Genomic DNA, 21,439 nt, shown 5'->3' on the forward strand with positions numbered 1-21,439 from the left:
GCATAAACCTATATAAAGGAATTAATATCGAAAAATTCCCTTATATAGGTTTTTCTAATTGTTGGGAGGGCTTTATATGATAATGTCAGGTGAATTTGAAATACTTAAAATAATAAATAATAATGTCGTTTTAGCCCGTGAAATAAATTATAATAGAGAAATGATAGTAATAGGAAAAGGTGTCGGATTTAAAAAGAAGATTGGTAAAGTATATAAATTAGATCCTGGGGTTATAGAAAAATCATATATATCAAAAGATGATGAAATAAAATCAAATTTCTTTAAACTTATGGATCAATTAGACTCAGATGTAATAGGTGTAACTGAGGAAATAATAGCTTTAGGTGAAAAAAGACTTGGCAGATTAAATGCCCATATACATATTGCTTTGACAGATCATATAAGTTTTGCTATTGATAGGCTTAAAGAAGGATTGATTATAGAAAATCCATTTTTATTTGAAATAAAGACTATGTATCCTGAAGAATATGAAGTTGCTCAAGAAGCTGCTGATTTGATAAAAGAAAGATTAAATATGGAAATATCACCATCAGAAAAAGGATTCATAGCCATGCATTTGAACTCTGCAAGACAAGACAAAATGATTATGGAAACCTTAAAAGATACAAGAGTAGTTAAAGATGTTATAGAACTTATAAATCAAGAATTAAGCATAAAAATACAAGAAGATGAGATGAGCTATTCAAGACTTTTAACACATTTAAAATATGTTATAAGCATCATAAATGATGATAAAAACCTTGAAAATCCGTTACTATCAAATATAAAGAAAGAATTTAAAAAATCTTTCAAAATAGCTGAAAAGGTAACACAATATCTTGAAAAAGAATTGAACATAAAGTTGAGTGAACATGAAATTGGGTATCTTGCTTTACATATAGAAAGAATAGATCGTTTAAAAACTGAATAAAAAATAAGCGTGTAACTGAATAAAATCAGGCATGAGCTTAAACAGGGACAATTGATATTGTCATTATGTTTTAGTTCATGCCTTTTTTATATATAAAAATATAAAGGGGGAAGTATTGCTATGATGAAATATCTACAAAGACTTGGTAGATCTTTAATGTTACCAGTTGCAGTTTTACCTGCTGCTTCTATACTTATGGGTATAGGATATTGGATTGACCCAGTAGGATGGGGTGGAAATAGCATATTGGCGGCATTTTTAATTAAAGCTGGTGGAGCTTTAATAGATAATATGGGTATTCTTTTTGCTGTTGGTGTAGCTCTTGGAATGTCTAAAGAAAAAGACGGTTCATCTGGCTTGAGTGGACTTGTTGCTTTTATGACAATTACAACATTATTATCAACCGCAGTTGTTTCAAATCTTTTGAAAGTTCCTATTGAAGAAGTAAATCCAGGATTTGGAAAAATAAATAATCAATTTATTGGTATATTATCAGGTTTGATAGCAGCACATTGTTATAATAAATTTTCACATGTGAAATTACCAGATTTTTTAGCTTTCTTTAGTGGTAAAAGACTTGTTCCAATAATGACAGCTGTTTATATGCTTGCTGTTTCTGGAGTATTTTTATTTGTATGGCCTGTTATATATTCTGGACTTGTAGCATTTGGTTCAGCAATAGCAAGTCTTGGAGCTTTTGGTGCTGGAATCTACGCTTTTTTCAACAGACTTTTAATACCAACAGGACTTCATCATGCATTGAATTCAGTTTTCTGGTTTGATGCCATAGGAATAAATGATATAGGTAATTTCTGGTCAAATACTGCGGCAACATTCCCAGGAGTTACAACGGGTATGTATCAAGCAGGATTTTTCCCAATAATGATGTTTGGATTACCTGGAGCAGCACTTGCAATGTATCATACTGCTAAAGATAATAAGAAAAAATTAGCTGCAGGACTTTTAATGGCAGGAGCATTTTCTTCTTTCTTTACAGGAGTTACAGAACCATTAGAATTCTCCTTTATGTTCTTAGCACCTGTATTATATTTTATACATGCTTTATTAACAGGTATTTCTGTTTTTATAGCTGCAACTTTCAAATGGATAGCAGGATTTGGATTTAGTGCAGGTTTTGTAGACTATACTTTAAGTTTTAGAATACCAGCTGCAACTAATATATTAATGTTAATACCACTTGGACTTGTAATGTTTGCACTTTATTATTTTATATTTAGATTTGTTATTCAAAAATTGGATCTCAAAACAATTGGTAGAGAAGACGATGTTGACGAAAATGAAGGAAAAACTTATTCTAAAGATACAAATTTTGATGAAATGGCAAAAATAATACTTGAAGGACTTGGTGGAAAAGAAAATATAGAATCAATGGAATATTGTATAACAAGACTTCGTGTTGAAGTTAAAGATAATTTAAAAATTGATGAGAAAAAAATAAAATCATCAGGAATAACAGGTATAATAAGACCTTCTAAAAAAGGAATTCATGTTGTAGTAGGTCCTCAAGTTCAATTTATGTATGATGCAATGCAAAAATATATGTGATTTTATGGTGGCCTAAAAAGGCCACCATATTAAAATAATATGAGGTGATTTTGATGATTAAAAGAATTCTTGACTTAAATGCTTCAGATATAAAAAAATTAAATAAAGAAGATATATTAAATTCTATTAAAGCAGCTGAAGGAAGAACAGTTATGAGTGAAATTATAGGTAAGTATCCACCTATATTAGGAGATGTTAGCAATGTTGAAGTAGCCTGTTCATTTGGGACGGATATAATACTTTTAAATATGTATGATGTAGAAAATCCTGTTATAAATGGTTTGGAAATTCAAGATGATGAAAATTTTTTAAGAGAATTAAAAGATATAGTTGGTAGAATAGTAGGAATAAATCTTGAACCTGTGGATGAATCTAAGGAGCTTTTCGATGAAAAAATTAAAATTAGTGAAGGAAGATTAGCTACCGTTAATAATGTAAAAAAAGTTTTGGACCAAGGAGCTGATTTTATAGTATTAACGGGGAATCCAAAAACTGGTGTAACTAATGAAAAAATAATAAACACAATAAACAATATTAGAAATGAACTTGGTGAGAATGTCCTTATAATAGCAGGAAAAATGCATAGTTCTGGTAATGATGAAGAAATTATAAATCAAAAAATTGTTGAAGAATTTATTGAAGCAGGAGCAGATATAATACTTGTTCCAGCACCAGGAACTGTTCCTGGAATTACACTTCAAAAGATAACAGATATAACTTCATATGTTCATAAAAAAAATAAACTTATAATGACAACAATAGGAACATCACAAGAAGGTTCAGATGATTATACAATAAAACAGATAGCCATTAATTCAAAGATGGCAGGAGTAGATATACATCATATAGGAGATGCTGGAATGAGTCCGGGTATAGCAACTCCAGAAAATATAATGAATTATTCTATATCTATAAAAGGAAAAAGACATACATATAGAAGAATGGCAAAGTCGATAAAAAGATAGGAGGACTAAGTATGTTTGGCATATTTAAAAAAAGTGATAAAGTAGAATTGTATTCTCCAATATCTGGAAAATCAATCCCGATAGAACAAACTCCAGATCAAGTATTTTCTGAAAAAATAGCTGGAGATGGAATAGCTATCAACCCTGAAGAAGGATTAGTTGTTTCTCCTTGTAAAGGTGAAATACTGCAGATATTTAAAACAAATCATGCTATTGCCATAAAAGAAGAAAATGGGCTTGAAATATTAGTTCATCTTGGAGTTGATACTGTAAACTTGGAAGGTAAAGGGTTTGAAAGGATAGCCGAAGTAGGACAAAAAGTTAAAGTTGGAGATCCTTTGATAAAAATGGATTTAGAATTTTTAAAAGAAAATGCCAAATCTATCATATGTCCAATAATTATAACTAATATGGATAAAGTTGGAAATATTGAAAGAAATTATGGAAATTTAAAAAGAGGTCAAAGAATAACAAAAATAACTTTAAAGAAGTGATAGTTTTATAATTAAAAATTCATTGGTATAACCAATGAATTTTTTTATATGTTATAATCATTTAGGGTGATATATATGATAATTGCTATCGGAGATATTCATGGATGTAAAAATGAACTCGAGAAGCTTTTTTTTGAAATAAAAGTAAAAAAACCGTCTTTAACTATTTTTTTAGGAGATTATGTTGATAGAGGACCAGATGTAAAAGGTACTATTGATAGTATGTTGGAATATGCTTCGGAAAATAAAAGTATTTTTCTTCTTGGAAATCATGATGATATGGCAAGAAGTATGTTATTTAATGATAAAAGGTATAAAAGAGATATCTGGAGAAAACAAGGAGCTGAACAAACATTAAAATCTCTTGCAGGGTTTTATGATGAAAATATAAGTGATTATTCGAAGTATGTAAAATATATTGATGAAAAATATTTAAATTTTTTAAAAAAGTTAAATACGATTTATTATATAAAAAATGATTATATATTTGTACATGCAGGAATAAGAGATTTTAATAAAGATATAGAAAATCAAGATGAAGATTATGAAATAAATATTATAGAAGATCCCAAAGATATATATCATTCATATGTATGGGAAAGAAACACTTTTTTTTCACATAAAAATAAGTATAAAAATTATATCATAGTTCATGGTCATACACCAACTGTAGCATTAGATAGATGGGGGTTTGAAATAACAGAAGAAGATTATAACAAACCTTTTTTTAGAAAAAATGATAATGATGAACTTATATCTATAGATGTTGATACAGGAGCAGTTTATGGCTATTCATTATCTGCGATTCTTATAGAAGAAGGAAAATTTGAAACTATATCAATAAAAGTATAGGAGGAAAATATGATTAAAAAAAATATAGGGATAGATATAGGTGGAACAAAGATGTACATGCTAGCTGAACATGATGGGAAATATATTGAAAAAAAAGTTCCTACTGGAAAAGAAATAAAGCCTGAAATGTTAAAAAAATATATAATAGATTTTATAGAAGATTTACCTTTTGGAGTAGAGGGAATTGGAATGGCTATTCCTGGATTAGTTGAAGATGAAAATAAAGTTAATTTTTCAAATGTAGTTCCAGGATTAAATGGGCTTAAATCAGAGTACTTTTCTTATAAAGGTGCAAAAGTTAAATTTATAAACGATGTTAAAGCGGCACTTGTTGAGGAAGCTTCTTATTATCCAGAAGATTATACTGTTAGTGTTTTTATGGCTGGAACTGGAATAGCAGTTGCAACAAAAACAAATAAAGAAATTGTATATGGTGCAAATAGCTGGGCTGGTGAAATTGGATTTGCACCAATTGCTGTAAAAGATAAAGTTTATAAATTAGATGAATTATCCAGTGGAGCATCAATATTAAAAAAATTTGATGGAAATGTGGAAGAATTGATAAAAAAATTAGAGAATGAAGATAAAGAGGCAGAAAAAATAATAAGGGAAGCTGGATATTATTTTGGTATAGGTCTTGCGATAACAATAAATTTATTCAATCCAAATATAATAGTTGTTGGAGGAAGTACATCTACATATAAAAACTACTTTGAAACAGCTTTAGAAGTTGCATCTGAAAATGCTTTAAAACAAGCTTTTGAAAGCTGTGAAATAAAAAGACCAAAAGATATGAAAAGAATAGTGGCTTTGGGTGCAAGGAAATATTTAGAAAAAGATTAAAAATCATTTTTTTAAAATTTTCAAATGGAATGGTTAACATTATATATGAAACAAAGTAAAATTGATTAATTTTGTTCTTGAATTTTGGGAGATGTTTGATGGACAAGAATGTTAAACTATATATTGATTATTATGGAGATTTATCTTCAAATAGTAAATCTAAGTATTATGATTATATACAATCTAATTATGATATAAAAAATTTTTTATATGCAGGTAGTTATTGTGATATCACACCTTCTTTTTATTTTCCGGAAGGTGTTTATGTAGATTTATATAATAAAAAATTAAATAATTTTTTTGATTCTGATGAAGTTTTAAACCTTGTAGACTCAAAAAAAAGATATTCAGAAAGTTCTGAAATAAATTTTATAAAAACAAATTATGAAAATTTAGTTTATGATAAAAATGTTGATTTATTGATTTCTTTTAATGCAGGTTTTGTTTCAAAATATTGTGATAAATATTTAAAAAAAGAAGGATTATTGTTAGTTGATGATGATCAATTAGATGGAACTTATGCTTTTTTAACTAATAAATATAAAATAATAGGACATTTTGAAGACAAAAAATTTATTGAAGATGATACTTTAAAATTATCTATCGATACTGATGAATTATCTTTGGATATTTTTGAAGTTAATTATAATTATTCTAGATTAAAGAGAAGATTATACAAAAAAAACAATGCTTTAGTTTATTTGTTTAAAAAGATTATTTAATTTATATTAAAAAAAAGCCAAAATAATAATAAAAATTATTTTGGCTTTTTTATTTTAATCATTTTTTTTATCTATAAAGTTTCTTAAAGCATTACCAATTCTTTCAAGTAATAAATACATATCTCTATTCTTATTTAATTTTTTTAACATATACCAAAATAATGCAATACCGAGAATAGAACCTCCAGCATCATATATTAAATCAGTCATAGTATCGAACAAACTATTTTCTTGGGACATTCTATATCCAGGATAATTTTTAAAAATTTGATCAGATGTGAATTCAAATATTTCCCAAATAGTTCCAAAACTCAAAGATGTGAAAAAAGTATAAAGATTAACTTTCCAAACAAGAGTCGGTATTTTTTGTCTTGAAAAAGTTAATTCGAGTGATAAAATAATTGGGAAAATTATGAGAGCTAACCAAATTCCACCAGTTATATGTAGTATATCATCATAATATTCGTATTTGTTGTAAAATTCTAAAAACATACCAAAAAAGCTATGAAGAGCTATTTGAATGATTGTAAATGTTTTGATTTCTTCGAAAATTATAGAATTTGTAACCCATTCAAATATCCATACTACATAAACACCGAAAGCAAATATTAAATATCCAAGAAAATGAGGTAAGTTTAAACTCCAAAAACTTGCAATAACAGGTACAAATATTATTAAAGAAAAGAATAAGTTAAAATATCTCAGAAATTTGTAATATTTTGTGTTTGAAGAAAACAAAGTTTCTCTAACTATTTTATCTTTAAAAAGATATTTTGAGATATCATAGAACTCTTTTTTTAAAAAATTCAATGCTTTAGTCAAAGCAAATTTATTCTTCAAAATGATTTCCTCCCAAGTATTTTATTATTGATTAATTATGTTAATTATATCAAATAGGAAGGATTAAACATAATCTATAATTTAGAATTAATATTTTTTATATTATTTTAATCATTCTATTAACCTTTTGATTAATTCTTTTTTTGATGGAACTCTACCAGAAATTATAACTTTTTCATCAACGATTAAAGCAGGAGTTTTCATAACTCCATAACTCATTATTTCTGATAAATCTTTTATATGATTTATTTCAAAGGGTATAGAATTTTCATCTAAAACTTCTTTTGTAAGAATTTCAAGTTTATTACAATTTGAACATCCACCACCAAGTATTTTAATATTTTTCATATAAATCTCTCCTTTATAAAATTATGTTGAATAAATAACCTGTTAATATAATGCCAATAGAAGTAACTGCAAAAAAAATTAATATTAATTTAGGTTTTATCACTTTTCTCAATAAAATACCTTCGGGTAATGAAAGAGCTGTAGTAGCCATCATGAAAGCTAAAGCCGTTCCAATTCCAACACCTTTTCCAATTAATGCCTCAGCTATTGGAATTGTTCCAAGTGCATTTGAATATAATGGAACTGCTATTAATGTGGATATAATTACAGCTATTGGATTTTCTGGTCCAGCCCATTTTATGAGAAATTCTTCTGGAGCATAGCCATGAATAAAAGCACCAATTCCTATACCAATTAATAAAAAAATCCAAATTCTTTTAATTATATCTTTTACATTATTTATTGCGAAAAAAAATCTTTGATTTTGAGACATCTTTTCTATTTCAATTTCTCCCATTTTGATTTTATATACATAATTTTCTACTTCTTTTTCTAAATTAAGTTTTCCAATTATTAAGCCACCAAATACTCCCAATATTACTCCAGAAAAAATATATAAAATAGCTATTTTCCAACCAAATGATCCCAATAATATTGCAAAAGCAGCTTCATTTACTATTGGAGAAGTTATTAAAAAGGAAAAAGTAATGCCAAGTGGAATTTTTGCTTCAATAAAACCAATGAATATTGGAACTGAAGAACAAGAACAAAAAGGAGTAACTATACCCAATAATGAAGCTATAATATTTCCAGAGATTCCAGAAAATTTTTCTATGTATTTTTTTGTTTTTTCAGGTGGGAAATAACTTCTTATATAAGATATTATGAATATCATTATAGATAATAAAATTAATATTTTAATAATATCGTAAAAGAAAAAATGAACGGAAGATCCTATAGTAGAGTTTAAATCAAGTTTAAAAATTTCTTTAACTAAAATATTTATTAAGTTTTCAAGCCATATGAACATTAAAAATCCCCTTTTTAATTAATTTTTTTTATAGAACAAAATTTTAAACTATTTTCTTTAGAATTAAAAAAATTATAATCTTTTTCTAGTTGATCATAGGAGTTTAAATTTAAAAAAATATAATTTAATATTTTAATTAATAATAAATTATTTTTATTTAAAGAATAAAGAATATATTGTTCACTTTTTTTACCAGTTATAAAATCTAAATCCCTCAATTTAGCTATATGTTTTGATATTTTTGGTTGAGATTCTTTCATAATAAAAGATAGATCGCATACACACATTGGTGATTGGAATAAAAGCATCAAGATTCTTATTCTTGTTTCATCAGATAATAATTTGAATAAATTAGATAAATTTTCCATAAAATACCTCCAATATAATACTTGTATACTAATATACGTATATAAGTATTATATTAAAAAAGATCATAAATGTCAATTACTAAATTTATTTTTTATTGTTACTTTTGTTAAAATATAATAAATGGAGGTGATTTTATGAAGGTTAAAATAGGAATAAAACCTTTCAATGAACAGAGAATACTTGGAAACATAATAGGTATATTTCTAAGAAATAATGGATACGATTATGAAATAATTGAAAGTGAACCTAAACTTGAAGCAAATATAAATGCTTTAAAAAATGGATTAATTGATTTTTATATTGAATATTCTGGAACAGCTTATAATGCAATTTTAAACCTACCAATTTATAAAGTATGGAAAGAGGATGAAGTATTTGAAGATATAGAAAAAGAATTTAAAAAATTAGATTTAAAAGTTTTTATAAAGCTTGGATACAAAAATGATTTTATACTTGCAATGAAGAATAAAAAAGAAGGCATAAAAAAAATATCAGACTTAAAAGATAAGGCTGATAATATGATATTTTCTTGTCCTAAGCCTTATATTGAAAGACAAGATGGACTTTCGGCAATAGAATCTGCTTATAATATTAAATTTGAAAAAATTGTATCAAATATGCCAGATGGAATGTATGAGGATTTAGAAAATGAAAGAGTAGATATAATAACAGCTTTTTTAACAGATTCTCGTATAGAAAAAAATAATTTATATTTATTAGAAGATGATAAAAGAGCTTTACCACCTTATGAAGCTTTTATATTGCATAAATCTTTGAATACAGATATTTTAAATATTTTAAAAAGGCTTGAAAATAAGATAAGTAGTGAAAATATGCGAGAAATGAATTATGAATTTGATTTTAATAAAATAGAACCTGAAAAAATAGCAAAAATATTTGTTGAAAATAATCTATGAAATGTAGTATAATTGTTTTGGGAGTGATTTAAATGAAATATTTTTATACAAAAAAAATGAATAATAATATAAATTGGTGGTGGCATCTTTAAGGGTGCCAAAATTTGATAATAATAAGGCATCCGTTTAGGATGCCCTTTAAATTTTTAAGGGCTTTCTTTTGAGAAAGTCCTTTTTATTTATTAATTAATAATATTAAATATTAGATTGGAGGAATTCAATATGGAAAGAAAAAGAGTTTTAACAGGTGATAGACCAACAGGAAAATTACATTTAGGACATTATGTGGGTAGTTTAGAAAATAGGGTTAAATTACAACAAGAATATGATTGTACTTTTATAATAGCTGATTTACATATGCTTACAACAAAAAATTCTCAAGAAAACATAAAAGCTTCAGGTGATAATGCTGTTCAATTAGTTTTGGATGCTATATCTGCTGGTATAGAACCAGATAATGTTAAATTTTATCTTCAATCTGGAATTCCAGAAATGTATGAAATGTATACTTTATTTCAAAGTTTAGTAACTGTTTCAAGACTTGAAAGATTACCAAGCTTAAAGGATATGGCTAGAGATGCTAATATAGAAATGCCTTTTGCTTTGCTTGGATATCCAGTTCTTCAAGCAGCAGATATACTTTGCGTGAAATCTCATCTTGTTCCTGTTGGTAAAGATAATGTTGCCCATGTTGAAATCGCTAGAGAAATAGCAAAAAGATTCAATTCTATGTATGGAGAAATGTTTCCTATACCTGAACCAATGCAAGGTCAAGAAGCTTCTTTGGTTGGTATTTATGGAAAACAAAAAATGAGTAAAAGTGCTAATAATGCTATATTTCTTTCAGATTCTTCCGAAGATGTTAAAAAGAAAGTGATGAAAATGACTACAGATCCAAACAGAATAAGGGCAGATATTCCTGGAAGAGTTGAAGGAAATCCAGTATTTATTTATCATGATTTATTTAATTCTGATAAAAAAGAAGTTGAAGATTTAAAAGAAAGATATAGAAAAGGTACTGTTGGAGATGTTGAAGTTAAAGAAAAATTATCTATTGCAATAAATAACTTTTTAGATCCTTTGAGAGAGAGAAGACATAAGTATGAAAAAACTGGTATGATAGAAGATATAATATTAAAAGGGACTCAAGAAGTTAGGCTTGAGGTTCAAAAGACAGTTTATGAAATGAGAAAATTGATGGGATTTAATACAGTTCAAAGAAAATTAAATAGAAAAGCTGAGAAATATAATAAAGAAAAATGATTTATTAATTAAATAAGATTGGAGGATAAATATGAAAAAAGGTTTACTTATAGTAAGTTTTGGAACTACTCATATAGATACAAGGAAAAAGACTATTGATAAAATAGAAGAAATTTCAAGAGAGAATTTTTCTCAAGATTATGAAATAAAAATAGCTTATACATCTTCTATAGTAAGAAAAAGAGTTAAACAAAATGAAAATAAAGAAATATATAGTCCTGAAGAGGCAGTTTTAAAGTTTAAAGAAGAAGGTATAAAAGAACTTTATGTTTTAACAACTCATTTTATGAACGGTCATGAATATAATAAATTATCTCATGCAATAATGAAAGAAAGAAATAATTTTGAAAAAATAAAAATAACTAAACCAATATTGACGTCTACAGAAGATCTTAAGAAAATAGCAAAATTTATAATTTCTCTTTATGAATTAAAAGAATATGAAGCACTTGTATTGATGGGACATGGTTCGGATCATCATTCTAATACGGTTTATGGAGCTACTGAAAAGATTATAGAAGATTATTCAAACAAGAATATAATAATTGGAACAGTAGAAGGATATCCAGATATAGAAACTGTTATAAAAAGATTGAATAAAAAGAATATAAAAAAAGTATATTTAAAACCTTTTATGTTAGTTGCAGGAGATCATGCAAAAAATGATATGTCTGGTGAAGAAGAAGATTCGTGGAAAAATATTCTTGAAAAAGAAGGTTTTGAAGTTGTTATAGACATGAAACCTATGGGAGAATATGAAGAAGTTCAAAAAATGTATATGGAACATTTAAAAAATATAATTTAAAAAAGAGGTTGCTTTCATGCAACCTCTTTTAGATATCATTTATTATTCATATTATATATAATCTTTTTTCCTGTTTTTACAGATATTTTTACATTTATAATAGAATATATTGAAGTTAAAAATTCAGATAATGGAATTATTAACCAAATGCCATAATCTTTAAAATCTATGAAATATAAATTTTTTAGTATGAATTCTGATAAAAAAATAAATATAAAACTTCTTAAAATTGAAATTGTAATTGCAATTTCTGGTTTTTTTATAGAAGTGAAATATCCTCCAGATACTATATTTATACACATAAATAAAAAAGCAAATGCATATATTTTCATACCATGAGAAGCCAATTGTATTATTGAATCATCTTTTAAAAATATCAATGCTATTTTATCAGAAAAAGAAAAAAATATTGTAAATGCTATTATTCCAGAGCTTATACTTGTTATAAAGCTCTTTTTAAAGTTGATTAAAACTCTTTTTATTTTCTTTTTTCCAAATAAAAAACTTACAACTGGTTGCATACCATGAGAAACTCCTATAAAAGACATCAAGGCGAAAGTATTAAAATAAGCAATTATACTGAAAGTTATCAGTCCTTTATTGCCAAGAGTTTCAATTATATTTTTATTCATTATCAGTATAATTAATCCCGAAGAAAGTTCTGCGAGAAAGTCTTGAAATCCAAGTTTATTGATATAAATAAATTTTTTAAAAGAAAATTTGAATTTTTTAAACTTAAGATTATAGCCTTTAAAAAAATGAAAAAAGAAAAATAGAAATCCTGTTAATTGTGCCAAACCAGTTGCAATAGCTGCTCCTTTTATTCCAAAATCCAATTTTATTATAAATAAATAATCAAGAAATATATTTACAATTGCAGATAAAATATTTCCAAACATTGAAAGATGAGGAAAACCATCTATTTTAACTAATACTTCCATGGCATAAGAAGTCATATAAAAAACATTAAAATAAATTACAATTGAGAGATAATCTTTTGCAAGGTGTTTGATTTCACCTTTAGCACCTAAGAATTCAACGATCTGATCTAAAAATATATGGCCTAAAAAACTAAAAATAATCGAAGTAAAAAAGGAAATAAATAATACATTCATGAATAAGTTATTTGCAGATTTTTTATTTCCTTTTCCAAGCTCTATACCAATTAAATTAGATCCACCAATAGCTATCATTACACCTATTGCGAAAATTATATTTATATAAGGTAATGATATATTTACAGCAGATAAAGCATCTGCTCCAACACCACGCCCCACAAAAACACCATCTGTTATAGTATAGAATGAGTATATCCACATAGAAGTCACAGATGGTATTATATATCTATGAAGTTTCATCATAACACCTCCAATAAGACTTTACACCTTGGAGTAAGTCCAAGGTCAAGTGAAAAGGTGATAAAATGAAAAAATTTTTAAAGATAGGAGAAATATCTAAATTTTATGGAATATCTACAGATACTTTAAGATATTATGAAAAAATGGGAATTGTGAAACCAGAAAGAAATATCAATGGTTATAGAATGTATTCTATGAACCAAATATGGAAGATAAATGTTATTACGGATCTTAGAAAATTGGGGTTTCCATTAAAAATGATAAAAGAATATTTAAATAATAGGAGTATAGATAACACCAAGTATTTTATATTAGAAGAAATGAGCAGAGTTGATAAAAAAATAGATGAATATAAAAAAATAAAAAAATCTCTTATAAATAAACTTGAAAATATATCAAAAGCCGAAAATGTGAAATTAAATGATATAAATATAGAATATATAGAAAAGAGAAAAATATATTTTTTGCAAAAAATAATGACAAAAGATGAAGAAATTGATTTCCATTTAAAACAATTACAGATAGAAATTTCTCCAATGTTGACTCTTTTTGGGAGTAATAATCTATGTGCTTCTATATCAAGAGAAGATTTTAAAATGAATAATTATAACAGATATAATGGAACATTTTTATTGATAAAAGAAAATGATGATCATTATACTGATCATCTTGATGAAGGAGAATACCTAACTTATTCATATAAAGGTGATTATGAACAAAAGAAAGATATATTTAAAATCTTAAAAAAATATATAAAAGAAAACAGTTTAAAAGTATATGATGACATAATAGAAATATATAAAATAGATATACATGAAACTGAAAAAACTGAAGAATATATAACCCAAATTCAAATACCTATCATCAAAAAATAGAGTAGTCTAAATTATGATCATTTAAAATAGTTTTTTTGATAATAGAATATAGTTTATTGCTTATGAATAAATCTTTTAATATATCAGATTTCATTTGAAATAACAATTTATTATCCAAATCATTACCGGATAAAGATCTATTTTTTTTCATAAAATGTTTTTCTTTGCTCAACCAAAAAGTATAGTTTTTAAAAGCTTTATTTATTGTATAAGTGTCATAATTTTTTTGCTTTAAAATATATTTTAAATGACTTAAAATTATATAAATTTCATCATATTTATGAAATCTATTTTTATAAACATAATGAGGTGCTATAGTTGAAACGTTTAAAGAGTTTGAAATATTGTAAAATCGCTCATAAAAATTATTAAAATAAAAAGATTTTCCCATTCCAGAAGGCTTATTATTGCTATAAAGATCTTTATATTTTCCTAAAAGATGAGTATAATTATTTTTAATAATTTCAAGAAAATAATTTTTGTTTATTCCAGGTCTTAAAGTAAGACTTCCAGGAATTACATAGTCTACACCCATATCTTTTAAAGTTTTTAATAACTTAAATATGTTTTCATCATCATCATTTATAAATGGAATAAATGGCATGGCGAGTACACCAACAAAAAAACCATCATCTTTAAATCTTTTAAGTGTTTGTAATCTTTGTTCTACACATGATGAAAGAGGCTCTATAATTTTCCTATCAGAATCATTCATAAAAGTTAAACTCATAAGAATATTTACTTTGTTTTTATTATTTATATCTCTTAATAATTCAAAATCTCTATTGATCATAGAAGATTTTGTTGTTATACTACATGAATAATTTAGTTCTTTAATTACATTCAAGATTTTTGGCATTAGTTTCTCTTTATATTCACAATGTTGATATGGATCTGAAACTCCAGACATAATCATAATAACTCCATTTTCTTTTTCTTTTGTTAATTCTTTTTTTAAAACCTCAGCTATATTTTTTCTTATTTTTATATCATTATCAAAATTACCTTCGATATGATATTTTTCACTTCTACCATCACAATAAGAACAAGCATGTGAACATGCTATATATGGACTTAAATAGAATTTGCTAATGAATAAAGTATCGGGATAATCAGACTTTTTTAATGTTTTTTTGGGGTATATATATTTAGAATTCAACATTTTTAATGACATACCTAATTTAAATTTAATAAATTTTTTATATGAGAAATATCTTTCGAATGAGCAGAATCATCACCTGGAGTTTCAAGTAATAGAGGGATTTTTAAAAATTCATCAAAAGATAAAAAATTTTTAAAACCATCATCTCCTATAAAACCTTTTCCAATAATTTCATGTCTATCTTTTTTTGCATTTAAATCAAATTTTGAATCATTTAAATGAATCATTTTCAATTTTTCAATTCCAATGTATTCATTTATTTCATCTATTAATCTAAGGGTATCATCTTTATCTCTTATATCATATCCCGAATCAAATCCATGACATGTATCATAAGTTATTCCCAATTTATTTTTAAAAGCACATCTATTTATAATCTCACCTAATTGCTTCATAGAATACCCTAAATTATTTCCTTTTGGAGCTACATTTTCTAATAAAATAAAAATATCATCATTTTCAAAATTTTTTAGAATTTCATCTAAAGATTTCGATATTTTATCTATTCCATATTCTTTGCCATTTCCAAGATGACTTCCAGGATGAAAATTATAATACTTTATATTTAATAAATTTGTGATTCTTAATTCTTCATTCATTAATTTCATAGATTTATTCCAAGTATCTTCTTTAGGGGAAGCAAGATTTATCAAATAACCAGAATGTACAAGAATGTTTTCTTTATTTATTTTATATTTTAAAACTTCTTCTTTAAACAAATCGATATCAATATTATTTGGTTCTTTAATAGACCATGTTCTTGGTGAATGAACAAATATTTGAAAAGAATTAGCTCCTATTTTTATAGAATTCTCTGGAACATTTTTAAGCCCTTCAGAAATACCCATATGTGCACCAATTTTTAGCATTAAATCAACTCCTTTTATTTTTAAAACAACTTTTAATATGATCATCAACAACTCCAACTGCTTGAAGATAAGAATATATTATAGTACTCCCAACAAAACTCATACCTCTTTTTTTTAGATCTTTAGAAATTTTATCAGATAATTCAGTTTTTGAGGGAACATCTTCAATTGTATTGAAATTGTTTTTAATGGGTTTGAAATTTACAAAACTCCAAAGATATTTATCAAATGAATCAAATTCATTTACTATTTTTATGAAAATTTTAGAATTATTGATAGCAGAGTTTATTTTTCTTTTATTTCTTATTATTCCGGAGTTTTTTAAAAGTTTATCAATTTTTTTATCATCATAGTTAGCAATTTTGTTATAATCAAAATTATCAAAAGCTTTTCTGTAATTTTCTCTTTTTTTTAATATTGTTATCCAAGATAAACCAGCTTGAGCACCTTCTAAAATAAGCATTTCAAATAATTTTCTATCATCATGAACAGGAATACCCCATTCTTCATCATGGTACTTTATATATATTTCATCATTTGTAACCCAATCACATCTATTCATAAGTATCACATCCTTTATAAGTATTATACTAAAATTTGCAATTTATTGTTTTTTTGATAAAATATTGTTGTAAAATAATATTGAGGTGAAAAAATGAATTTTGAAAATATAATAGAATTACACAAATATTATAATGCTATTTATGATAAAGCTGAAAAGTTTTATAATTATCTTGAGAAAAATAATTTATATTCAAATATAGTATATAATACAAGAAATGGGTTTAATTATAAAAATATATATTATGAACAAAAATATCATATACCAGAGATAGAAATGATGGAAAATTCGAGTATAATATTTAATGTAACGGGTATAGAATATCATTTTTGGTCTGTAAAAAAATATAATCTTGAAATAAATATTTTAGAATATATGAATGAAATAAATAAGTTTAGAGATATTCAAATAAATAGTTATGATGATAATATGAATAATTTATACGAAAAAGATTATTTAAAAACATATAATAATATGAGAATGTCTTTTGATGAGAATTTTCGTATTTCTATTATGGAAAATGATATAATCAATATAAAAAATGAAGAGATACTTCAAGGATATCTTGAAAATTATGGCATAATTTTTGGAGATAAAAATATAATACAAAAATAGGGGTGAAACATGAGTGGATTAAGCGATTATCCTTTCGATTATAAAATTGGAAAGGATAACAAATTATTCATATCATATTATGGTAAGCAAGTAAAGATAATAAAAGATAAGAAAGCAAAAACTCTTATAGAAAAACTCGAGGATTGTGGTTATGAAGAACAACAACTTATACTTGCAAAGTTGACTGGAAACTTTAAAAGGGGAAATGAACGTAATAAAAAATGGAAATATGAGAATAAAAAAGAAGAGTCTGATTATTAAAATCAGACTCTTCTTTTATGGCTCCGGCTGAGGGATTCGAACCCCCGACCTAATGGTTAACAGCCATCCGCTCTACCGCTGAGCTAAGCCGGAAGATATCCAAAGAATATTATAACACGAAATAAATATAAAATCAAGTATTAAAAAAAGAGGAACCTTAAAAAGGCTCCCCTTAACAAAGTCTCTTCGATTCCCTGGAGAGGGGAATCAAGTACATTATAAATTAGTAATTATACAATTATATGTCAAATTATTATCATTTAAATTCATAAATCTACGATATTCATGTTAATTTTGTTGATTTATAATATTATTAGATCTTATGAGTCCTTTACTTATTTTTAAATGTTTCCAAGCAAGATTAACAAAGTTCTCGCTAAATATAGAAGTTTCAAATTCCATGAATTTCTTTAAGAGATCTTCCATTTTTTTATTTTCTTTTTTTACTTTTTCAATATCTGTTAAAGGAGCATTTTCATCAAAAATAATTTCATAAGTATTTATCAAATCAGAGATTTGTATCATAAGAGTACCATAACATTTAAATTCTTCAAGCCATCTTTTTATTTCTTCTTTTAATTTTGGGTCAATTTTTTTATTCAAAATATCATAATATTTCAAAATATTGTTACCAGTGTCTTTTAAAAATATTTTAGCTTCATTTCTTTTTTTATTTTTTATTAAAGTTTCAAATTTTTCGAGAATATTCAAAGCAACTTTTGAAGTCTCAAGAGTTAATGGACTATAAGAATTACATTGAATAAAATAATAAAACTCCTCGACTATTTCAGAATTATACTCTTTGAGACTTTTTAAAAGAGCATCTTTTGAATTATAATCTTCAGGATTCAATAAATATTCTGAGATAGCTCCTAATACTATTTTAGAAGCATTTGCTTGATTCATTGGATTTATTACAATTCCTTTAGAATATTTATAGAGGTTTTGAGATCTTCCAATATATTCAGCCATATGGAGTTCTGGTACCATCATAGAATCATTCACTGGATAATTATCCCAATATATAACAGGTCTTTTAAAAGATCTTCCTATTTCGATTGCATCTTCATCTGGAATTATTTTTGAACAAACTTTAGGGCCTGTCCACATTATATCTATATTTTTATTTAGATTATTTCCTAAAATATCATGATATGAATAATGAGGTTTTCCAAAATATTCTGTAGGACATAAAATGAAATGTAAATCTTTAACAAAATTTGATAATTTTTCAAATACTTTATTAGAAAAATCTGCTTGTGCTTGTGCTAGGCAATCATATTTTTGAATATCTTCTTCATGTTGTAAATCCCAAGGAATATCATCTAAAAATAGACATAATGTATTTACACCAAGATCTGAAAATTGTTTGAATTTTTTTATCAATATATCTAAATCTTCTTCATTTGAATGAATCAATGAAAGTCCTGGTGAAATTGCAATTGAAACTTCAACATTAGATTTTTTCCCTGTATCTATGAGTTTTTTGAAATCTTTTAAAAAAGCATCATCATAAAATACTTTCCACTCATCTCTATGTAATTTATCAGCTTTTGCCGCATAAATATATAAATTATAATCATGTTCACCCATATATTCAATAATATTTTTTCTTTCTTCCATAGTCCATTCTCTTCCATAAAAACCTTCAACTACGCCTCTATAATAAAATTTTTTTTTCATCTAAAAATCAACTCCTATTATGATTTTACTGCTCCAGCAGTTAATCCAGATATTATTTTCTTTTGGAAAATTAAAAATATTATTATTACTGGAATTCCAACGATTGTAGATGCAGCCATTAATTTAGGCCAACTTATTTGATTTAATTTAGAAAACATCGCCAATCCAACTTGTACTGTTCTCATCTCTTTAGATGTTGTTAAAACTAAAGGCATGTATAAAGAGTTCCAACTTCCAATAAAAGAATTTATTCCTAAAACTGCTATAGCTGGTCCACTTAATGGTAATACTATTCTTCTGAATATTTGAAAATCATTAGCACCATCGACATAAGCAGCTTCATCTAATTCTTTTGGTAATTGTTCTATATATTGTCTCATTAAAAATATGCCAAAAGGTGTAACTAAAGTGGGATATATTAAAGCTCTATAAGTGTCTATTAAATTCAATTTTTGCATTAACATAAATATGGGTATTATTTTTGTTTGAGGTGGAATCATCATAGTACCTAAAATAACTGCAAATAATATTTCCTTACCCCTAAATTGTTTTCTTGCAAATGCATATGCAACCATAGAACAAAAAAGTAAATTTGCCACTACAACAAAGAAAGATATTATCCCAGAATTTAGCATATATCTTGCAAAATCATTTTCTTCCCAAACATCTTTAAAGTTTAAAAATGTAGGGAATTTATATTTAAGGTTTAAATTATCCATTTTTACGATATAATCAAAATTTTCATCACCTATAAATATTAATTGAATTTGAGATATATGTTTTAGATCTATATCATTAAAATCATCATAATTTAAGTTAAAAGACATTAATTTTTTTTCATCATCATATTGAAATTTCTTTAGAGAGATAATTTTATTATTTTCATCAATATCTTTTAAACCTACTTTCAAACTATCAAATTTTTTATTTGTATCTATATATAAACTTATATTTTTTACTTGATTTATATTCAAATCATTAGTAAATGCAGCTATACCAAATTCTTTACTGCCATTAGATTTTAACTCAAGTATTTTATTCTCTTCTTTTTGAATTATGTTATAATTTTTTGTACCTATCGTTTTCATTTTGGTTCTTAAAAACATTTTACTTGTCTCAAAATCAAGTACATTCTGTTCTTTAACTATATGAAATAAGTCACCTTGAGGAATTATACTCGTTAAAACAGTTAAAAATAAGGGTAAAAGAGATAAAAAAAGTAAAAAACATAGTATAATAAAAATGATTTTATTACCTTTAGACTTATTCATTAGTAATCACTCCTGAGTGCTTTTTTCTGAATCAAAGTTACTATCATTACTAATACAAATAAAATATAAGCTATTGCAGAACCATATCCCATATCAAATTTTCTAAAAGATACTTCATATAAATAATGAACAATAGTCTGGGTAGAATTTCTTGGTCCTCCTCCAGTCATTGTATATATTTCTGAGAATATTTGAAAAGATCTTATGGTATTTATAGCTATTACAAAGAATAAAGTTGGTTTAAGCATTGGTAAAGTTATTTTAAAAGCCATTTGAGTTGGTGTTGCACCGTCTATTTTTGCCGCTTCATATAAAGAGTCTGGAATACTTTGTAACCCTGCATATATCAATATCACATAATATCCAAATGCAGCCCAAACATCCATAAACATTATCGCTGGTAATGCTGTTTCTGTAGAAGCAAGCCATGAAATTGATTCAACTTTAAAACCTAAAGATCTCAATATGGTGTTGAATAAACCACTTGAGCTGTACATATAAATCCACATCATAGATATAACAACTAATGAAATTACTGATGGTAGAAAAAATCCAGCTTTAAAGAATTCTCTACCTTTTAATTTTTTATTATTCAACAATATTGCTAAAACTAAAGCTATACCTATTGTAAAAGGAATAGTTCCTATAACAAAGAAAAAAGTGTTTTTTAAAGCAATCAAAAAAGTTTCATCTTTAAAAGCTCTTATATAATTATCAAGTCCTATAAATTTCATATTCGGATTTAAACCAGAATATTCTGTAAAACTTGTAAAAAAAGAAAATAAAATAGGATAAAGCTCAAATATTAAAAAGGTTATGAGCCATGGAAGAATAAATAAAAAAGTAATTAATCCTTGTTTTCTTTTTTTTGTCATCAAAGTTCCTCCTTTAAAAATAC

At 25.5% G+C, this 21,439-nt stretch carries 24 protein-coding genes and 1 tRNA gene; 13 read left to right on the plus strand and 12 right to left on the minus strand.

Annotation, left to right across the window (positions count from 1 at the left end; genetic code table 11):
- The first annotated feature begins 76 nt into the window (after window positions 1–76).
- From C7380_RS03920 to C7380_RS03950, 7 genes are all read left to right on the plus strand, one after another.
- Window positions 77–931: a PRD domain-containing protein gene (locus tag C7380_RS03920; protein WP_109604183.1), complete on the plus strand. Its 855-nt coding sequence runs from the start codon at window positions 77–79 to the stop codon at window positions 929–931.
- A 120-nt stretch (window positions 932–1,051) separates the two neighbouring features.
- Window positions 1,052–2,497 carry an N-acetylglucosamine-specific PTS transporter subunit IIBC gene (nagE, locus tag C7380_RS03925; RefSeq protein WP_109604184.1) on the plus strand — a complete coding sequence of 482 codons (1,446 nt, stop codon included), beginning with the start codon at window positions 1,052–1,054 and terminating at the stop codon, window positions 2,495–2,497.
- Window positions 2,498–2,553: 56 nt separating this feature from the next.
- Window positions 2,554–3,462, plus strand: coding sequence for a DUF7916 family protein (locus C7380_RS03930; RefSeq protein ID WP_109604282.1), 909 nt, complete (start codon window positions 2,554–2,556; stop codon window positions 3,460–3,462).
- Between the two features lie 11 nt (window positions 3,463–3,473).
- On the plus strand, window positions 3,474–3,956 hold the full coding sequence (locus tag C7380_RS03935; protein ID WP_206050512.1) for a PTS sugar transporter subunit IIA: 483 nt from the start codon (window positions 3,474–3,476) through the stop codon (window positions 3,954–3,956).
- Between the two features lie 75 nt (window positions 3,957–4,031).
- Window positions 4,032–4,808, plus strand: coding sequence for a metallophosphoesterase family protein (locus tag C7380_RS03940; RefSeq protein ID WP_109604186.1), 777 nt, complete (start codon window positions 4,032–4,034; stop codon window positions 4,806–4,808).
- A gap of 9 nt (window positions 4,809–4,817) precedes the next feature.
- Window positions 4,818–5,651, plus strand: a complete 834-nt coding sequence (locus tag C7380_RS03945; RefSeq protein ID WP_109604187.1) for an ROK family protein — start codon at window positions 4,818–4,820, stop codon at window positions 5,649–5,651.
- Between the two features lie 98 nt (window positions 5,652–5,749).
- Window positions 5,750–6,373: a hypothetical protein gene (locus tag C7380_RS03950; RefSeq protein ID WP_109604188.1), complete on the plus strand. Its 624-nt coding sequence runs from the start codon at window positions 5,750–5,752 to the stop codon at window positions 6,371–6,373.
- A 54-nt stretch (window positions 6,374–6,427) separates the two neighbouring features.
- Here C7380_RS03950 and C7380_RS03955 read toward each other — a convergent pair whose 3' ends face one another.
- From C7380_RS03955 to C7380_RS03970, 4 genes are all read right to left on the minus strand, one after another.
- Window positions 6,428–7,213 (minus strand): DUF2238 domain-containing protein, encoded by a 786-nt coding sequence (locus tag C7380_RS03955; RefSeq protein ID WP_240597487.1) that lies wholly within the window; start codon window positions 7,211–7,213, stop codon window positions 6,428–6,430.
- A 111-nt stretch (window positions 7,214–7,324) separates the two neighbouring features.
- Window positions 7,325–7,561, minus strand: a complete 237-nt coding sequence (locus C7380_RS03960; RefSeq protein WP_109604189.1) for a thioredoxin family protein — start codon at window positions 7,559–7,561, stop codon at window positions 7,325–7,327.
- Between the two features lie 13 nt (window positions 7,562–7,574).
- Window positions 7,575–8,531: a permease gene (locus C7380_RS03965; RefSeq protein WP_109604190.1), complete on the minus strand. Its 957-nt coding sequence runs from the start codon at window positions 8,529–8,531 to the stop codon at window positions 7,575–7,577.
- Window positions 8,532–8,545: 14 nt separating this feature from the next.
- Window positions 8,546–8,899 (minus strand): ArsR/SmtB family transcription factor, encoded by a 354-nt coding sequence (locus C7380_RS03970; RefSeq protein WP_109604191.1) that lies wholly within the window; start codon window positions 8,897–8,899, stop codon window positions 8,546–8,548.
- Window positions 8,900–9,034: 135 nt separating this feature from the next.
- Between C7380_RS03970 and C7380_RS03975 the strand changes: the two genes are divergently transcribed.
- The 3 genes from C7380_RS03975 to C7380_RS03985 all read left to right on the plus strand — a co-directional run bounded on the left by C7380_RS03975 (window position 9,035) and on the right by C7380_RS03985 (window position 11,885).
- A complete protein-coding gene (locus C7380_RS03975; protein ID WP_109604192.1) occupies window positions 9,035–9,817 on the plus strand; it encodes a glycine betaine ABC transporter substrate-binding protein in 783 nt (260 codons plus the stop codon).
- Window positions 9,818–10,039: 222 nt separating this feature from the next.
- Window positions 10,040–11,080: a tryptophan--tRNA ligase gene (gene trpS / locus C7380_RS03980; protein ID WP_109604193.1), complete on the plus strand. Its 1,041-nt coding sequence runs from the start codon at window positions 10,040–10,042 to the stop codon at window positions 11,078–11,080.
- Window positions 11,081–11,111: 31 nt separating this feature from the next.
- Window positions 11,112–11,885, plus strand: a complete 774-nt coding sequence (locus C7380_RS03985) for a sirohydrochlorin cobaltochelatase (protein WP_109604194.1) — start codon at window positions 11,112–11,114, stop codon at window positions 11,883–11,885.
- Between the two features lie 35 nt (window positions 11,886–11,920).
- On the opposite strand, the gene C7380_RS03990 is transcribed toward C7380_RS03985, so the two are convergent.
- Window positions 11,921–13,243, minus strand: coding sequence for an MATE family efflux transporter (locus C7380_RS03990; RefSeq protein WP_158274769.1), 1,323 nt, complete (start codon window positions 13,241–13,243; stop codon window positions 11,921–11,923).
- 65 nt (window positions 13,244–13,308) lie between these two features.
- Between C7380_RS03990 and C7380_RS03995 the strand changes: the two genes are divergently transcribed.
- Complete coding sequence (locus C7380_RS03995) at window positions 13,309–14,118, plus strand: MerR family transcriptional regulator (RefSeq protein ID WP_109604196.1); 810 nt, start codon at window positions 13,309–13,311, stop codon at window positions 14,116–14,118.
- Here C7380_RS03995 and C7380_RS04000 read toward each other — a convergent pair.
- The 3 genes from C7380_RS04000 to C7380_RS04010 are packed head-to-tail and all read right to left on the minus strand — an operon-like array spanning window position 14,108 to window position 16,711.
- Window positions 14,108–15,280: an SPL family radical SAM protein gene (locus tag C7380_RS04000; RefSeq protein ID WP_206050513.1), complete on the minus strand. Its 1,173-nt coding sequence runs from the start codon at window positions 15,278–15,280 to the stop codon at window positions 14,108–14,110. The genes C7380_RS03995 and C7380_RS04000 overlap by 11 nt on opposite strands.
- 14 nt (window positions 15,281–15,294) lie before the next feature.
- Window positions 15,295–16,149: a deoxyribonuclease IV gene (locus C7380_RS04005; RefSeq protein WP_109604284.1), complete on the minus strand. Its 855-nt coding sequence runs from the start codon at window positions 16,147–16,149 to the stop codon at window positions 15,295–15,297.
- A gap of 4 nt (window positions 16,150–16,153) precedes the next feature.
- Window positions 16,154–16,711 carry a DNA-3-methyladenine glycosylase I gene (locus tag C7380_RS04010; RefSeq protein WP_109604198.1) on the minus strand — a complete coding sequence of 186 codons (558 nt, stop codon included), beginning with the start codon at window positions 16,709–16,711 and terminating at the stop codon, window positions 16,154–16,156.
- A 93-nt stretch (window positions 16,712–16,804) separates the two neighbouring features.
- Here C7380_RS04010 and C7380_RS04015 point away from each other — a divergent pair, with 93 nt between their 5' ends.
- Together C7380_RS04015 and C7380_RS04020 are read left to right on the plus strand one after the other, a co-directional pair.
- Window positions 16,805–17,326: a hypothetical protein gene (locus tag C7380_RS04015; RefSeq protein ID WP_109604199.1), complete on the plus strand. Its 522-nt coding sequence runs from the start codon at window positions 16,805–16,807 to the stop codon at window positions 17,324–17,326.
- 9 nt (window positions 17,327–17,335) lie between these two features.
- A complete protein-coding gene (locus C7380_RS04020) occupies window positions 17,336–17,587 on the plus strand; it encodes a hypothetical protein (protein ID WP_109604200.1) in 252 nt (83 codons plus the stop codon).
- 18 nt (window positions 17,588–17,605) lie between these two features.
- On the opposite strand, the gene C7380_RS04025 is transcribed toward C7380_RS04020, so the two are convergent.
- From C7380_RS04025 to C7380_RS04040, 4 genes are all read right to left on the minus strand, one after another.
- A tRNA-Asn gene (locus C7380_RS04025) sits at window positions 17,606–17,680 on the minus strand.
- A 195-nt stretch (window positions 17,681–17,875) separates the two neighbouring features.
- Window positions 17,876–19,270 (minus strand): beta-N-acetylglucosaminidase domain-containing protein, encoded by a 1,395-nt coding sequence (locus tag C7380_RS04030; protein WP_109604201.1) that lies wholly within the window; start codon window positions 19,268–19,270, stop codon window positions 17,876–17,878.
- Between the two features lie 17 nt (window positions 19,271–19,287).
- Window positions 19,288–20,541 carry a carbohydrate ABC transporter permease gene (locus C7380_RS04035; RefSeq protein ID WP_109604202.1) on the minus strand — a complete coding sequence of 418 codons (1,254 nt, stop codon included), beginning with the start codon at window positions 20,539–20,541 and terminating at the stop codon, window positions 19,288–19,290.
- Window positions 20,541–21,416: a carbohydrate ABC transporter permease gene (locus C7380_RS04040; protein ID WP_109604203.1), complete on the minus strand. Its 876-nt coding sequence runs from the start codon at window positions 21,414–21,416 to the stop codon at window positions 20,541–20,543. Before C7380_RS04040 ends, C7380_RS04035 begins: the two co-directional genes overlap by 1 nt.
- Between the last annotated feature and the right edge of the window lie 23 nt (window positions 21,417–21,439).

The sequence above is a fragment of the Oceanotoga teriensis genome (assembly GCF_003148465.1).
Lineage (GTDB): Bacteria > Thermotogota > Thermotogae > Petrotogales > Petrotogaceae > Oceanotoga > Oceanotoga teriensis.

Excerpts from the sequence above, each read along its gene's own strand:
- C7380_RS03920 (WP_109604183.1), top strand. The coding sequence starts at position 77 with ATGATAATGTCAGGTGAATTTGAAATACTTAAAATAATAAATAATAAT.
- nagE (WP_109604184.1), top strand. The coding sequence starts at position 1,052 with ATGATGAAATATCTACAAAGACTTGGTAGATCTTTAATGTTACCAGTT.
- C7380_RS03935 (WP_206050512.1), top strand. The coding sequence starts at position 3,474 with ATGTTTGGCATATTTAAAAAAAGTGATAAAGTAGAATTGTATTCTCCA.
- C7380_RS03940 (WP_109604186.1), top strand. The coding sequence starts at position 4,032 with ATGATAATTGCTATCGGAGATATTCATGGATGTAAAAATGAACTCGAG.
- C7380_RS03945 (WP_109604187.1), top strand. The coding sequence starts at position 4,818 with ATGATTAAAAAAAATATAGGGATAGATATAGGTGGAACAAAGATGTAC.
- C7380_RS03950 (WP_109604188.1), top strand. The coding sequence starts at position 5,750 with ATGGACAAGAATGTTAAACTATATATTGATTATTATGGAGATTTATCT.
- C7380_RS03960 (WP_109604189.1), bottom strand. The coding sequence starts at position 7,561 with ATGAAAAATATTAAAATACTTGGTGGTGGATGTTCAAATTGTAATAAA.
- C7380_RS03965 (WP_109604190.1), bottom strand. The coding sequence starts at position 8,531 with ATGTTCATATGGCTTGAAAACTTAATAAATATTTTAGTTAAAGAAATT.
- C7380_RS03970 (WP_109604191.1), bottom strand. The coding sequence starts at position 8,899 with ATGGAAAATTTATCTAATTTATTCAAATTATTATCTGATGAAACAAGA.
- C7380_RS03975 (WP_109604192.1), top strand. The coding sequence starts at position 9,035 with ATGAAGGTTAAAATAGGAATAAAACCTTTCAATGAACAGAGAATACTT.
- trpS (WP_109604193.1), top strand. The coding sequence starts at position 10,040 with ATGGAAAGAAAAAGAGTTTTAACAGGTGATAGACCAACAGGAAAATTA.
- C7380_RS03985 (WP_109604194.1), top strand. The coding sequence starts at position 11,112 with ATGAAAAAAGGTTTACTTATAGTAAGTTTTGGAACTACTCATATAGAT.
- C7380_RS03990 (WP_158274769.1), bottom strand. The coding sequence starts at position 13,243 with ATGAAACTTCATAGATATATAATACCATCTGTGACTTCTATGTGGATA.
- C7380_RS03995 (WP_109604196.1), top strand. The coding sequence starts at position 13,309 with ATGAAAAAATTTTTAAAGATAGGAGAAATATCTAAATTTTATGGAATA.
- C7380_RS04000 (WP_206050513.1), bottom strand. The coding sequence starts at position 15,280 with ATGTTGAATTCTAAATATATATACCCCAAAAAAACATTAAAAAAGTCT.
- C7380_RS04005 (WP_109604284.1), bottom strand. The coding sequence starts at position 16,149 with ATGCTAAAAATTGGTGCACATATGGGTATTTCTGAAGGGCTTAAAAAT.
- C7380_RS04010 (WP_109604198.1), bottom strand. The coding sequence starts at position 16,711 with ATGAATAGATGTGATTGGGTTACAAATGATGAAATATATATAAAGTAC.
- C7380_RS04015 (WP_109604199.1), top strand. The coding sequence starts at position 16,805 with ATGAATTTTGAAAATATAATAGAATTACACAAATATTATAATGCTATT.
- C7380_RS04020 (WP_109604200.1), top strand. The coding sequence starts at position 17,336 with ATGAGTGGATTAAGCGATTATCCTTTCGATTATAAAATTGGAAAGGAT.
- C7380_RS04030 (WP_109604201.1), bottom strand. The coding sequence starts at position 19,270 with ATGAAAAAAAAATTTTATTATAGAGGCGTAGTTGAAGGTTTTTATGGA.
- C7380_RS04035 (WP_109604202.1), bottom strand. The coding sequence starts at position 20,541 with ATGAATAAGTCTAAAGGTAATAAAATCATTTTTATTATACTATGTTTT.
- C7380_RS04040 (WP_109604203.1), bottom strand. The coding sequence starts at position 21,416 with ATGACAAAAAAAAGAAAACAAGGATTAATTACTTTTTTATTTATTCTT.